Genomic DNA, 13,344 nt, shown 5'->3' with positions numbered 1-13,344 from the left:
GAAGGGGATGGGTTAGAACAGTCGCCACAGATGCTGGTTGGTCACCTCGTGGTGGAACTGAATCTCGCCAGGCTTGATCATCGTGCCGAGCTGTCGTGGGCAGCGATCGGCTGAGGCCCGCTTCAGCTCAGCGAAACGATCGCGCACCTCCGGACCGAGCATTTCGGCGGTGTGGCTGCTCCCACACAGGTACATGATCGCGTCGTAGATGTTATCCGGCAGGATCGAGCTCGAATTGCGAGCGCCGTTGACCAGCGGACCTTCCAGGCCGGTGCGCAGCAGCGAGTAGATCACCATGTACGGGTTGGCATCCGGCGCGATTGAGCGAACCTCAACGCGAGCCGAGTTCTTGTTGCCAATCGGAATGCGCACCATCGCGCCGCGATCGCTCGGCGACGCCTTGATCTCGTTCGGCGCTTCGAAGGCCGGGTCCAGTCGGCGATAGCCGTTCACGCTCGGATTCAGCAGCAGGCAGAGATCCAGCGCGCTGCTGAGGATTCGGTCGACGAACGTCCAGGCGTACTCGGACATGTTCTCTTCGCCGTCGGCATCCCAGAACATGTTGACGCCGTCCTTCGCCACCGACAGGTTCGTGTGCATGCCGTTGCCGTTCACGCCGGTCATCGGCTTCGGCAGGAAGCTGGCGGTGTAGCCGAGCTTGTTGGCCACCTGGCGGCAGACGAGCTTGTAGAGCATCACCTGATCGGCGGCGATCGTCGCCTCGGTGTAGGAGTAGTTCAGCTCGAACTGCGACGGCGCGACCTCCGGGTGATCCTTCTCATTCTCGAAGCCCAGCGCGCGCTGCACTTCAGCCGATGCGTCGATGAACTCGCGCAGGTAGTCGCTCGGCAGCGAGTGGTAGTAACCACTCTTCGTCACCGGCTCAAACTCGCCCGTCTCGACAAACGCCTGCTCGGCGTGGCGACCCTTGAACAGGATGCCTTCGACCTCGTTGGAGGCGTAGCAGGTCAGCCCCTCCTGCTCCAGCTTGTCCTGCGCAAACGCCTTGAGCTTGGCGCGCATGTCGGCGCGATACGGCGTGCCGTCCTGCTCCTGCACCTCGCCAAAGACCAGCACCTTGCCCGGCCCGAAGGTGTCGGCCGGGAGCCAGTAGAAGGCCGGCCAGTCGATGCCCAGGCGCAGATCGGATTCCTTCTGGCGCGTGAATCCGCGTACAGACGAACCATCGAAGGTGAGATTATCCGGTCCCTTCAGCAGGAACTTCTTATCGTAGTCGAGCATGTGCAGCCGGCCCTCAAGGTCTGAGAATGCGACCGTCACTGCCTTGATGCGTTGCTCATTCGCCAGATAGCGAAGACGCTCCTCCTTGATGGCGTCCGGGTCGCGTCGTGCGACGCGGTCTGCCTTGGCGGCCAGGTTGAGCTCTTCGAGCTCGTCGTAGTGGATGTGGAGAAAATCGCGCAGCCCCTCGATCACCGTCATTCCTCTTCTCGTGTGCCGCGTCTATGGTCGGCCCGACCTCCGACCTGCATCGATTCTGCCGGTGCCACGGCCACGGGTGTATGTGCATTGAAATGAGATCCATGCCGATTCTTTATGCATCGCGCACAAACGGCGTATAACAAGCGCCGCTCGATCTATCGCAACGCGAGGCTGAGGCAGTCCGCTGGCACCATCATCGAACGCCAGACGATCACACTTCGGCAGAATGCACGAAATCTGTTACGCTGGTAGTGGACGTGTGTGCCAACGGAGTGGAGGCCTCCATGCGTTCTACCCACACAACCAAACGGCTGCTCACCATCGGTGGGGTGCTGCTGATTGCCGGTTCGCTGATTTACGGCATCATCGGCCCGCTCGACCATGAGCATCTGCTTGTCATCATGATTGTCTGGATCATCTCCGCCGCGCTCCTGCTGGCCGGCTACGACGGCCACAACGACGACGTGTAATACCGCTGCCCATCGTTTCCCGAGCGGACGGCAAGCGACGTGCGACACATGCCGCATGAGGCCCGCCGAACGCACGAGCCACGACGTTCGGGAGGGTAACAACGATGGCAGGCATCGCGATCCACGGATTTGGACGCATCGGACGCTCGACGCTCAAGGCAGCACTGCGCGACGAGCGCTTCGTCCCGATCTCAATTTCTGACGCCCGCGACACCGGAACCTTCGCGGCGTTGTTCGAGGCAGACACAAACTACGGCCTGTGGCCCGAAGAGGTCACGGCGAAACCAGATGGTTTCGTCATCGGCGGACGCGAGATCACGTACATCAACTCGATGGACGAACTGCCAGACTGGAAAGCGCTCGGCGTCGACCTGGTGATCGATTGCACCGGTCGGACAACGACGCGCGAAGGTGCCCAGGCGCACATCGACCGCGGCGCGAAGCACGTGCTGATCAGCGCCGCCAGCAAGACGCGAGAGGACGCCGACGCCTTCCTGCTGCCGGGCTACCGGGCATGAACCTCGATGAATATGATCCCGATCAGCACCAGATCGTCAGCATGGCGAGCTGCACAACGAACTCATTGGCAACCGTTGTCAAAATCCTGCGTGAGCAGTTCGACCTGCAGCATGGCTTCTTCACCACCGTCCACGCCTACACCAACACGCAGGCGCTCACCGACCAGCCGATGAAGGACGTGCGCGACTCCTGGGCTGCCGCCGAGAACATCATCCCGTCGTCATCCGGAGCCGCCCGCGCGTTGCAGTTTATTTGGCCCGATCTCAAGATCACCGGCAAGGCGTATCGAATTCCCGTTCGCACCGGCAGCATCGCCGAGCTCAACCTGATCACCGAAAAACCGGTGACGGTCGAATCGGCCAACAATGCATTCCGTGAAGCTGCTGCGAAAGCGCCGCTGAAGGGGGTCATGGACGTGCTGGAAGACGAGTGGGCCTCCTCCCGCATCGTCGGCGACAGCCATTCCTCGATCGTCGACCTGCCGATCACGCAGGTCATGGGCGAACACTTCCTCAGCGTCGCCGCCTGGTACGACAACGAATGGGGCTACGCCACCCGCCTGGCCGAAACTGGCGCGCTGCTCAGCAAGTAGCTCGTTAAAACGTCAGAATCGTTACAGAACACGCGGCTCTCGAACTGGGAGCCGCGTGTTTCTATGTCGACGCCCCAGGGGAATGAATCCCCGGGCTGACAGGACGAACACCCTCCGGGGCTGATGAAGGGTTGATTCTTAGCCCAACCGCTGCAGGGATAACACGTCATCACCACAGACTCCACGATGGTAGAATGCTACCGTAGCATCGCCATTACTTACGTTGTCGATGCATTACCAGGGTGCGGCATGAAGACCATCGTATCGACCGTAACGCGAGAGGGCAGGTGACCATCCCTCGAGAGGTCCGCGAGCGATTGGGGCTGGGCACGCCAGATAGTGTCACCTTTGTCCTCGACGAAGAGGGAGTACAGCTACGTCCGACCACCCGAACGCTAGAGACCCTCTACGGCGCGGTGCCGGCTCGCCCCAGCGACGCCGCCACCGACTTCGAGGCCGAGATCGACGAGGCAATGGACGACCTCGTCGATGCGGCCGTCCACAGGCCCGAGCGACCGTGATCTTTCTGGACGCGAACTACTTCGCTTCGGTACCTGATCGAACCCATGACCCCCGCCCAGCACGCGATGGCGGAGACTACTCGCGGACTGTTCCAGGCAATCGAGCGCGGCGAGGAAGAGGTCACGACAACCGAGGTCGTGCTCCACGAGGTCATCCGTATCCTCGCGTCAGGAAGCACTACGCGGTTCCGCCAGCCGAGATCGCCGCGATGCTCGGGCTGATCTCGACTGTCGGCTTCCGGCTGCCACGCGGCGACAAGCGTGTCTATCTCCGAGCGCTAGACCTGTTCGTCACTTTCGAAGCTCGGGTTCGCCGACGCCGTTGTCGCCGCGCGAGTCGAGCGCCTGGGTATCCCGCTCGCGGCGGTGGCGCCGACCGGGCGAAATCCCAGCATTGCGCGCTGAGTCTGGCCCCTCCGCCTGACCCGGCAAGCAACTCCGGCGCGTCGATCCGCATCATCAGCACCTCCAGCAACTGCCGCGTCGCCGACGCGAAGAAGGAAGATACAGGCACGCTGAAGGGTGTAACGCCCCACACGGCCAGAACGGGCATCTGCGGACCGTCACGGTGCGACGTGTGGAGTCGGATCACGCCTTATAATCAACGATGCAAAGCGAATCGAGGTAGCCGAGATGAATCACCAACAGCCGGAACACCACGACACGACGCCAGCCACGTGTCCGGCGATCGAAATCCCGCCGATCGAGCCGCCGACGCCGGAGAGCTCGCCCGGCGCAGAGCACTCTTCGGGGAGATTGCCCAGATCCGAGAACGCATCGGCCCGATTGGGATGAACGCTGTTGACCTCATTGACGCGGACTTCTGAGCTCAACGACGGCGGCCAGTAATCAGCGGATCATCGTTCTTGACGCATCCGTCGCTGTGAAGTGGTATCTGCAGGACGAGGATCTGTCGGCTGAAGCAGCGACGGTTGGCGACGATCTCGCTGCCGCGCGGATCGCCGTCTTCGTGCCTGATCATTTTCCAGGTCGAGGTCGGCAACGCGATTCGTAACGCTTCGTCCAAACAGGTTGACGGTCGAGACCGCCCGGCAGGCGATGACAGCGCTCGCAGCACTTCCGGCCCATACCGTACCCATCGATGATCACAGTTCTTCCGGCATTCGACGCCGCGGTGCGTCACGGTTGCGCCCTGTACGACGCTCTACCTCGCCCTCGCCAACAGGTTGACCTGCCCCTTCGTCCACGCCGACCGACGACTGCACAACACCCTCGCCGGCCGCTTCGAGCACGAGCTCTGGATCGGACTACCGCCAACGTAACCGACAGCGACCTTATACGCTGCCTTCTGAACCGGGGCGATACCCGCCAGGCCATGCGGGACGGATGACTGCTCAACGTCGGGCTCTTTATGCATGACCCCATACCCATGCACCGGAAGATAGGTTTCACATTCGTGTTCTTTGCGAGCGCATATTTACTACCGAGTGCGATCAGGGCTGGCCGACTCCCATCTGCAAGACCGACGAAGCCCGCCAGGTCTCGCGTTGATAGCGACGATGGCGTAGGTAGTCATGAAACCATCGAAGAAAAGAGCGCGTCACGAAAGCCAAGCGCCATGTCAAGATCATCGTAATCCATGCATGCCTCGTGTCTAAGAGACTCGATTGAGTCAAGCACGAGGAATGGACGAATACGCCAGTCAGCGTCTGAATCTTGAGTCTGTTACTGACCATCTCGCGCAGTAAGAATAAGATCACTCGCAAGATCAGGATGCATGCCGCCTGCAATGAACAGACATCTCCTGCGGCCAGAAGCCATCCAAGTCGCTCAATAGGAGTCAAACTGGAACCGCGACGGAACAGTGATCCGGTGCGTCGCGCTCGCTCGGAGTGCATTCTGGAACTGGCTATCGAGCAGAACGCGGCTCAGCGTCTGGCAGCAAGGAAAGTCGCTATAAGTCGCCTGCGATCAGGGCATTCAAGTCGCTCGTTAAGCTGTTGGATCCCGTTTACTGCTGACACGGTACTCACCAGCCGACAGCCTCCCAGAAAGCGTCGATGGCCCCATACACGAACCCGCGTCAAGGAACGATAAACTTACGACGAACTACAGCACCGCTTGCGCTGCTTCGGGATCACGGTGGCTGAATCTGAATAGCATTCTCTCCGAATTCGAACCCTACGACTCCAACGATTGATAGCTTCCTTCAGTTGAGCTCGCCGCGCGGTCTTACGAGCAATACCTCCAGCACTTGTCGCGTCGTCGGCTTGGCAGAGGAGCGCTTCGTCAATGCGGCAGATCCGGATTCAGACCAGTTCTTTATCGGGCTCCTGACTACGCACGGTGTAGCGTACCTGCCCAGCCGCTATACTCATGTCAGACGGCGTCAGAGGAGGAACGCATGAAGCACCATGCAACTGACCACGACCTCCACACGACCACCAATTCGGGCGTCGGCGTTTCACGATCGGCGAGGCCGACCGCGGAGGAACTCGACCGGCGCAGAACCGTCATCGAGCGACTTCTCCGGCGTCGTGAACGGATCGAGCCGATTGGCATCGAGCCGATGAGCTTCACCATATTGCGGAGGCCGACTCCGAACCGCGACGTTGAGCGCGCCGCGACCCCAGCTCGTCGTCGATGCGACGATCGCGGTCAAATGGCTCTTCGACGACGAGGAGCACACGGCTCCTGCGCTCGATATTCAGCATGGTCGACCCACGATTCATCGAAGAAGTCGATGTCATTTCAACACTTGACCAGCGACCAAATCTTCTCGAGCTTTCACCCAGTGAGTTTGAATCGCTCATCAGCAATCTGTTTGAAAAGATGGGTCTGGAAACTCGGCTCACGCAGGCATCGCGCGATGGTGGAGTAGATTGCGTCGCCTTCGACCCGCGACCGATATTCGGCGGTAAAGTCGTTATTCAGGCCAAACGATACAAGGATACCGTTGGCGTGAGCGCTGTCCGCGACTTGTACGGTACCGTACAAAACGAAGGTGCCTCGAAGGGCATTCTTGTGACGACAAGTGGTTATGGTCCCGCTGCGTACGAGTTCGCTGCAGGGAAACCTCTGGAACTGCTAAGCGGAAGCCATCTCTTACACCTTTTGGAGGAATACGCCGGGATCGAGGCACGGATCTTTACTCCAACAACATAGTCAGGACGGCCCTATAGACCCTCCACCCCGCATCAACAACACCTCCAGCAGTTGCCGCGTCGTCTGCTTGGCGAAGGGCAGCGTTTCCTCGGAGGGGCGGACGCCGACGCAGCTGGGGCAGCCGTCCTGGCAGGGGCAGGCGCGGACGTGGTCGAGGGCGGCGCGCAGCAGGAGGTCGTGAGCGTCGTACAGCTTTTCGGCGAAGCCGATGCCACCCGGCACCTTGTCGTAGATAAACACGGTCGAGGAGTCGGTGAACGGCGACTTGATCTGGGCGTAGACGCCGAGGTCACGCGGGTCGCACATCAGGTAAAGCGGTGCGATGTTGCCGATCAGATTGGCAAGGCCGGCCAACGCGCCATTGAGCGTCGCTTCGTGCATGCGCTCGGAGAGATAGCGCGGCAGGCTCAGCCAGTAGGCCGACGTGTGCATCTGCGACTCCGGCAGGAACACCTTGCCCCAGCCGAGGTTCTCGTGCGTGTGCATGCGGATCTTCTTGTACTGCGTGACGATCGCGCCGACCATCACCTCGCCGTGCGCGCGCTCCGACTCGGCCGGACCTTCCGAGAACTGCTCGATCACCTCGACACGGACCGACAGGCTGGCGTCGGTATAGTGCTCGACGTTCACCGGGCGCATGTAGGCCTTCTTCTGCTCCCAGTCCAGCTCATCAACGTGGTACTGCTGGCCATCGTGGATGTAGATCGCGTCGGTGTGGACGAGCATCGGGGCCGAGAAGGCATCGACCTCGCCGATGACACGGGGACGGCTGCGATCGCCATTGTCGATGATGACGACGTTGTCGCGGGCTGCCGTGCGCAGTGAGATGTCCTCAGCCGGGTAGGTGTCGGACATCCAGTGCCAGGTGCCGCGCACCTCGTGGAGCAGTCGCGCATCGGTCAGATATTCCAGCGCATCGGTCGGCTCGTAGTGGCCAAACCACTCCCCGCGCTTGAACGGCAGCTCGAACGCCGCGCACTTGATGTGGTTGACGACGATCAGCAAGTTGTCCGGGTTGATCAGCCCGTTCTCCGGTGAGCCCTCGAAGAAGTACTCGGGGTGCTGCACCATGAACTGATCCAGCGGCGAGGACGACGCGACCATGATCGCCGCCGCGACGCCCTCGCGACGACCGGCCCGACCCGCCTGCTGCCAGGCGCTGGCGATCGTGCCGGGGTAGCCGGTCATGACGCAGGCGTCGAGCGACCCGATATCGACGCCGAGCTCCAGCGCATTCGTCGAGACAACCCCTTTGATCCGGCCATCACGCAGACCCGCCTCAATCTCACGACGCTGGTGAGGGAGGTAGCCGCCGCGATAACCACGGATCGCGCTGCTCTGACCGATCTTTGCCGGCAGCGCCTCGCGCAGGTAGGTCAACAGCACCTCGGCGGTCGTGCGAGCGCGGGCGAAGACGATCGTGTGGACGTCGGAGCGGATCAGCTCGCTGGCCAGCCCGCTCGCCTCCAGCACGGCAGAGCGACGGATACCGAGCGCGCGGTTGACGACCGGCGGGTTGTACAGCACGAACTCGCGGCGACCGCGCGGCGCGCCATTGCGGGTGATGACCTCGACGTCCGCCTCGATCAGCTTACCGGCCAGCTCGCCCGGGTTCGCGATCGTCGCCGAGGCCAGGATGAACTGCGGGTTCGAGCCATAGTGTCGGCAGATGCGCTTCAGGCGGCGGATGACATTGGCGACGTGCGAGCCAAAGACACCGCGGTAGCCGTGCATCTCGTCGATGACGATGTAGCGCAGATTCTCGAAGAGTTGATGCCAGCGCGTGTGGTGCGGCAGGATGCCGGAGTGCAGCATGTCCGGGTTGGAGATAATGATGTGGCCGGCCTGGCGGATCAGCTTGCGCTCGGCGGCCGGGGTGTCGCCGTCGTACGGGTACGTTTTGATGTCAACCTCTGCGGCGTCAATGATCGACTGCAGACCGGCGTACTGATCCTGCGCCAGCGCCTTGGTTGGGAAGAGATACATCGCGCGGGCGGTCGGGTCGGCCAGCAGCGTGTTCAGCACCGGCAGGTTGTAGCACAGCGTCTTGCCGGAGGCCGTCGGCGTGACGACGACGGTGTGGCGGCCCTTCTCGATCGCGTCAAACGCGTCGGCCTGGTGGCTGTAGAGCTGGGTCACGCCGCGCGCCGCCAACGCCTTTACCAGCCGCGCATCGAGCGCGTCCGGTAGCGGTGCAGTGACAGCCTCCTGAGCCGGGAGCGTGCGCCAGGCAGCAATACACGGCGCATAGCGCGGCTCACGATTCAGCCGATCAAGAAAGCTGTCGAGCGACATCCGGTTCCTCCGCAGACCATTCAGCCTCGCACGCATGTTCTAGATGAGGAGTATATGGTGTAACACCCAGGTGCCTCAAATCGTATACAGAGTGAGGGGGTGGAATGGCAGGCGATACGGCGAATCGATCGGCAGGTGGGCTGGAATCCACCAACGCCGTTCGTGACGACGATGTGGCGCTGGTCGCAGCGGCACAGCGCGATCGCCTGGCATTCGCGCCGCTCTACGAGCGCTACGCCGAACGCCTCTTCCGCTACGCCTGTGCTCGGACAGGCAGCGCGTCGATCGCCGAGGACATCGTCGCCGATGCGATGCTCGCAGCGATGAACCGCATAGCGCAGTTCGACCCCAACCGTGGATCGTTCGCAAGCTGGCTGTTCACCATCGCGACAAACCAGATCGTCGACCAGCAGCGGCGTAGCAATCGACATCGCCAGACGATTGAGCGAGCGCATCAACCTTCGCCCCCGGCCGATGATGCACTGACGACGCTGGTGCGCCACCAGGACGCGCAGCGCATTCACGAAGCGCTGAACAATCTGCCGGAAAGCGACCGCGATCTGGTCCTGTTGCGGTACTGGGCCGAGTTAACCAGCGCTGAGATCGGACGCGTCATCGGCATCTCGCCCGGCAACGTCCGGGTGCGGCTGACGCGCATTCTTAGCAAGTTGGCGCAACTTCTTGAGGTTGACCAATGAACCAGCAATACGACGACATGCCGGTCAATCCCCAACTTGACGCGCAACTGCGCAGCATCGCACACGCCGTGCGACTGGATCCTGCACGCGACCGCCGCATTCGCGACCGCATCGGCCTGCCGATCAGCACAGGTTCGCAGGGTAGCACCGCCGGACACGAGACAGGCAAGCCCATGTCAGCGATGCCCCCGGGCCCTGCAACTCGTGACGACCTGCCTCCGCGCCGCATGCGGCCGTGGTTGGAGCTTGTGGCCGGCATCGCCGCGATCGCCCTGGTCGGGATCGTTCTCGTTGCAGTGTTCGGCAGCTCGGACGGTTCCCAGCCAGCAGCGCCGGGCGTCGGCGCATCACCGACGACGGCATCGCCAACCGTCACGGTGGAACCAGCGACGCCGACGATCATCCCGCCAACATCGACGGCTGTGCCGGAGCCAACGGGGACCCCGCTCGCGCCAACCGGCTACACGCATGCCGACTTCTGGCAGACCGGCATCAACTCGTGGGGCGGGCTGCGGGTTGGGCCGGATGGCGCGGTGTATCAGGTCGATACCAGTGTCCGCACCCTGCATGTTTTCGCGCCAGACGGAACCGAGACCGGCACCATCGCCTATGGCACGACGGGCGCGCCGATGAGCACGCGCGATGATGTGGCCGTCGCCGACGACGGCACGATCTACATCCTCGATCGCAATACGACACCACGCATCATCGGGTACGCGCCCGACGGAACGGTCGTCACCGAATGGGGTGGCACCGTGAGCATGGATGCCGGGAGCATCTTCCAGGCGGTCGCGATCGCGGTTGATTCCCACGGGTATATCTACGTGGCAGACGAAGATTCACGCGTACAGAAGTTCACAACTGATGGCGAGTTTGTCGAGGCTTGGACCCGGGCCGGTGACAACCTGTTCCCGACTGACATCCGCAAGATCGTCGTACACGACGACTCGCTCTACGTCCTGGCCAACGGCTACCAGCACCCCGATCCGGTCAGCGTGATCATGCGCTTCGACCTGGACGGCAATCTCATCGGTGAGCCACTCACCTTCGACCGTGGCGAAGATGGTCGCACTCCTGCTCCGATCTCGTTTGACGTCGGGCCATCCGGCACGGTCTTCATCACATTCGCGTCGTCGCTTGATATCGCCGAGATGACGATGGATGGTGAGGAGCTTGCGCGCTGGTCGAAGGTGGGAAACCCAAATGTGCCAGGAAGCGTGCTCGAAATCGCCTGCAACGACGATGGACGCGTCTACGTCGCCGACCCGCAGCGCGGGATGATCGAGGTGTTCAGACCGGTGGCTCAGTGAGCGGTTGGGTCATGTGCCTTCGACAAAAGTCAGGAACTGGCAGGTTGAGTTGCGCTGGCGAATCGGCAGGATGGCCTGATATTCGGGCGAGCTGTACCAGGCGCGCGCCTGCTCCATCGACGGGAATTCCAGCACGACGATGCGCTGCGGGCTCCAGTCGCCCTCAACCGTCTCGTACGCGCCGCCCCGCACGATGAACTTCCCGCCGTAGCGTTCGACTGTGCCGGGGGTCTGGGCCGTGTATTCCTTATACCCATCGGGGTCGTCAACATGAACGTTGACCAGAACGTAGGCTGCCATACAGGGCTCTCCTGTGGACGGTGCGTCACCGCGAGCCGGACCAGCCAGTCCCTCGCGGTGACGCGTTCGATCTACGCCTCGCGCTTGCCGAACAGCTTGCCGGCCAGCCCCTGCAGATCGTCCATGAAGCTGCCATCGTTGTTGGCATCCAGGTACTTGCCAACCATGTCCATCATGTCAGGATTGGCGGACGCGGCTGCATCCTGCTCGGACTTCAGCATGTCCGAAAGACCACTGCTGGAGGTGAGGTTCTTCTGCTGCTTCTGCTTGGCGAGCATGCCGAGGACCAGCGGTGCAGCGAACTGCAGCAGCTTCGCGATCGTCGCCATGTCCAGCCCGGTCGTCTTGGCCATGCTCTGCTCGACCGACGACTGGTTGTCGCCGAGCGCGTGCTTCAGAATGCCGGCCCCGTCATCGAGATTCGGGTTGCTCAGGTAGCTGGGAAGGTTGTCGATCACGCTGCCATCGTGATCCTTCTCAATGGCATTGAACAGCGAATCGGCCCCTTCCGGGGACGAAGCATTTCGCGAGAGAGCCGCCATCAGCAGCGGAATCGCCGCCGAAAGACCGTTCTGCGCCGCGCCCTGATCGGCGTCGACAGGCAACGCCTGCCCGGACTGTTGCGCGGCACCGGCTACTTGCTGCATAAGCATTTCGGAGAGTGATGCCATCGAATACGCACCTTTCTTCTCATCATCCAGCGCGGGAGTGCACCGCGCTTGTTCAGCAATAATACTCCGATATCGCACGATATTCGTAATGCGCTGCAGAAATGCGGATGATAGTCCTGAATATCGTCACGACCATTGCCCTGCTGGTGACTGTCGATCAACGAAAGGCGCAACGATGCTCTCGGGTCCCCGGGTGATACTCCGCGCGATCGAGCGCGATGATCTGCGACGGTTCTGGGAGTTCAACAACGATCTGGCAGTCGAGCTTGCCGGCGGTGGCGATCCGCCGATGCCTCAAGCGTTCGCGCGCGTCGAGGCCGAGTTCGAGCGCCGCTGGGCGGAGGGTGGTCGCGACGGCACCGTCTTCGCTATCCAGGCGGAAGGCCATGTCATTGGCCTGTGCCAACTCTCCAACGACAACACGATCGCACGCACGACCGAGCTGGGCATCTCCATCGGCGATCCGCACTACTGGGGGCAGGGCTACGGACGGGAAGCGATCGGGCTGCTGCTCGACTACGCGTTCCGCCATCGCAACGTGCAGCGCGTCTGGCTCTGGTGCCACGCAGCCAACGAGCGCGGCATCCGCGCGTATCGCGCCTGCGGCTTCGTTGAAGAGGGCCGTCTGCGCCAGCACGTCTGGAGCGACGGCCAGTACGATGACGCCGTCTACATGGGCATCCTGCGCGACGAGTGGGAGGCGATGCGGGCAGAGTCGGACTAGCCCACTTCCGCAGCGCGCTGCAACAGCGCCGCCGTCTCCGCATTCGCCGGAACGAACGTCTCGATCGCCAGCTCGGCGAGGGTGATGTCGGTCGCGGTGCCAAATATCGTCGTCGTCGTATAGAACGCCAACTCGCCCAGCGAGGACCGCATCCGCAGAGGGAACGCCACCGAGCTGTGGATGACCGGCTCGTGCCGCTCCGACGCAGCTTCGGACACCGGAAAGGCACGCAACTCCGCCAGCAACGCTTCCAGCACCGGATCGCCCGTCGCCGCGACCTGCTGCCGCAATCGATGCAGCACATGCTCGCGCCACTGGCTCGCGTTGCTGATGCGCCCGGCCAGCCCGTCGGGGTGCATGCTCAGCCGCAGGACGTTGAGCGGCGGGGTGAGCAGCACCTGCGGGCTCTCCGCCAGGAAGATGCCAACCGCCCGATTCGCCGCGACGAGGTTCCAGTGCCGGTCAATCGCCAGCGCCGGATACGGCTCGTGGCCAGCCAGCAGCAGGTCTATCGCCTGCCGAGCGGCATCCATCTCCGGCTCATCGAGCGGCGTCGCGGGATAGACCGGCGCATACCCAGCCGCCATCAGGAGCGCATTGCGCTCGCGCAGCGGCACTTCCAGGTGCTCAGCCAGTCGCAGCACCATCTCGCGACTCGGCTGCGCCCGGCCCGTC

At 62.4% G+C, this 13,344-nt stretch carries 15 protein-coding genes; 8 read left to right on the top strand and 7 right to left on the bottom strand.

The features are described 5' to 3' along the window. Window positions 1-12: 12 nt before the first annotated feature. Window positions 13-1,443, bottom strand: coding sequence for a glutamine synthetase family protein (locus tag M9890_06920; protein MCO5176689.1), 1,431 nt, complete (start codon window positions 1,441-1,443; stop codon window positions 13-15). A 284-nt stretch (window positions 1,444-1,727) separates the two neighbouring features. On the opposite strand from M9890_06920, the gene M9890_06915 reads away from it, so the two are divergent. The 4 genes from M9890_06915 (at window position 1,728) to M9890_06900 (ending at window position 3,545) form a co-directional block, all read left to right on the top strand. Then, entirely contained in the window at window positions 1,728-1,913 is a 186-nt protein-coding gene (locus M9890_06915) for a hypothetical protein (GenBank protein MCO5176688.1), read from the top strand. 104 nt (window positions 1,914-2,017) lie between these two features. Continuing rightward, window positions 2,018-2,431, top strand: a complete 414-nt coding sequence (locus tag M9890_06910; protein MCO5176687.1) for a glyceraldehyde 3-phosphate dehydrogenase N-terminal domain-containing protein — start codon at window positions 2,018-2,020, stop codon at window positions 2,429-2,431. Further along, the gene (locus tag M9890_06905; protein MCO5176686.1) at window positions 2,428-3,024 is read left to right on the top strand and encodes a hypothetical protein; all 597 of its coding nucleotides are present in this window, start codon (window positions 2,428-2,430) and stop codon (window positions 3,022-3,024) included. Before M9890_06910 ends, M9890_06905 begins: the two co-directional genes overlap by 4 nt. A 287-nt stretch (window positions 3,025-3,311) precedes the next feature. Beyond that, entirely contained in the window at window positions 3,312-3,545 is a 234-nt protein-coding gene (locus tag M9890_06900; protein ID MCO5176685.1) for an AbrB/MazE/SpoVT family DNA-binding domain-containing protein, read from the top strand. Between the two features lie 638 nt (window positions 3,546-4,183). On the opposite strand, the gene M9890_06895 is transcribed toward M9890_06900, so the two are convergent. Continuing rightward, complete coding sequence (locus tag M9890_06895; protein MCO5176684.1) at window positions 4,184-4,378, bottom strand: hypothetical protein; 195 nt, start codon at window positions 4,376-4,378, stop codon at window positions 4,184-4,186. A 1,592-nt stretch (window positions 4,379-5,970) separates the two neighbouring features. Next, the gene (locus M9890_06890; GenBank protein ID MCO5176683.1) at window positions 5,971-6,168 is read right to left on the bottom strand and encodes a hypothetical protein; all 198 of its coding nucleotides are present in this window, start codon (window positions 6,166-6,168) and stop codon (window positions 5,971-5,973) included. 50 nt (window positions 6,169-6,218) lie between these two features. Between M9890_06890 and M9890_06885 the strand changes: the two genes are divergently transcribed. Further along, window positions 6,219-6,671, top strand: coding sequence for a restriction endonuclease (locus M9890_06885; protein MCO5176682.1), 453 nt, complete (start codon window positions 6,219-6,221; stop codon window positions 6,669-6,671). Here M9890_06885 and M9890_06880 read toward each other — a convergent pair whose 3' ends face one another. Continuing rightward, window positions 6,672-8,966 (bottom strand): DEAD/DEAH box helicase, encoded by a 2,295-nt coding sequence (locus tag M9890_06880; protein MCO5176681.1) that lies wholly within the window; start codon window positions 8,964-8,966, stop codon window positions 6,672-6,674. It lies immediately after the preceding gene. Between the two features lie 104 nt (window positions 8,967-9,070). Between M9890_06880 and M9890_06875 the strand changes: the two genes are divergently transcribed. Both M9890_06875 and M9890_06870 read left to right on the top strand, forming a co-directional pair. Further along, window positions 9,071-9,664: an RNA polymerase sigma factor gene (locus M9890_06875; GenBank protein MCO5176680.1), complete on the top strand. Its 594-nt coding sequence runs from the start codon at window positions 9,071-9,073 to the stop codon at window positions 9,662-9,664. Then, window positions 9,661-10,974 (top strand): hypothetical protein, encoded by a 1,314-nt coding sequence (locus M9890_06870; protein ID MCO5176679.1) that lies wholly within the window; start codon window positions 9,661-9,663, stop codon window positions 10,972-10,974. Before M9890_06875 ends, M9890_06870 begins: the two co-directional genes overlap by 4 nt. A gap of 9 nt (window positions 10,975-10,983) precedes the next feature. Here the strand turns inward: M9890_06870 and M9890_06865 are convergent, their stop codons facing one another. Then, a complete protein-coding gene (locus M9890_06865) occupies window positions 10,984-11,274 on the bottom strand; it encodes a DUF1330 domain-containing protein (protein MCO5176678.1) in 291 nt (96 codons plus the stop codon). 71 nt (window positions 11,275-11,345) lie between these two features. Continuing rightward, entirely contained in the window at window positions 11,346-11,945 is a 600-nt protein-coding gene (locus M9890_06860) for a DUF937 domain-containing protein (GenBank protein MCO5176677.1), read from the bottom strand. 175 nt (window positions 11,946-12,120) lie between these two features. On the opposite strand from M9890_06860, the gene M9890_06855 reads away from it, so the two are divergent. Continuing rightward, window positions 12,121-12,669, top strand: a complete 549-nt coding sequence (locus tag M9890_06855) for a GNAT family N-acetyltransferase (GenBank protein ID MCO5176676.1) — start codon at window positions 12,121-12,123, stop codon at window positions 12,667-12,669. Here M9890_06855 and M9890_06850 read toward each other — a convergent pair. Beyond that, on the bottom strand, window positions 12,666-13,344 hold a 679-nt coding region (locus tag M9890_06850; GenBank protein MCO5176675.1), incomplete at its 5' end, for a hypothetical protein. The two genes, M9890_06855 and M9890_06850, sit on opposite strands and share 4 nt — an antisense overlap.

Source organism: Thermomicrobiales bacterium, assembly GCA_023954495.1.
GTDB lineage: Bacteria > Chloroflexota > Chloroflexia > Thermomicrobiales > CFX8 > JAMLIA01.
This window is presented reverse-complemented; position numbering and strand designations above follow the sequence as displayed.

Coding starts and splice junctions, on each gene's coding strand:
- M9890_06920 (MCO5176689.1), bottom strand. CDS start 1,443: ATGACGGTGATCGAGGGGCTGCGCGATTTTCTCCACATCCACTACGAC.
- M9890_06915 (MCO5176688.1), top strand. CDS start 1,728: ATGCGTTCTACCCACACAACCAAACGGCTGCTCACCATCGGTGGGGTG.
- M9890_06910 (MCO5176687.1), top strand. CDS start 2,018: ATGGCAGGCATCGCGATCCACGGATTTGGACGCATCGGACGCTCGACG.
- M9890_06905 (MCO5176686.1), top strand. CDS start 2,428: ATGAACCTCGATGAATATGATCCCGATCAGCACCAGATCGTCAGCATG.
- M9890_06885 (MCO5176682.1), top strand. CDS start 6,219: ATGGTCGACCCACGATTCATCGAAGAAGTCGATGTCATTTCAACACTT.
- M9890_06880 (MCO5176681.1), bottom strand. CDS start 8,966: ATGTCGCTCGACAGCTTTCTTGATCGGCTGAATCGTGAGCCGCGCTAT.
- M9890_06875 (MCO5176680.1), top strand. CDS start 9,071: ATGGCAGGCGATACGGCGAATCGATCGGCAGGTGGGCTGGAATCCACC.
- M9890_06870 (MCO5176679.1), top strand. CDS start 9,661: ATGAACCAGCAATACGACGACATGCCGGTCAATCCCCAACTTGACGCG.
- M9890_06865 (MCO5176678.1), bottom strand. CDS start 11,274: ATGGCAGCCTACGTTCTGGTCAACGTTCATGTTGACGACCCCGATGGG.
- M9890_06860 (MCO5176677.1), bottom strand. CDS start 11,945: ATGGCATCACTCTCCGAAATGCTTATGCAGCAAGTAGCCGGTGCCGCG.
- M9890_06855 (MCO5176676.1), top strand. CDS start 12,121: ATGCTCTCGGGTCCCCGGGTGATACTCCGCGCGATCGAGCGCGATGAT.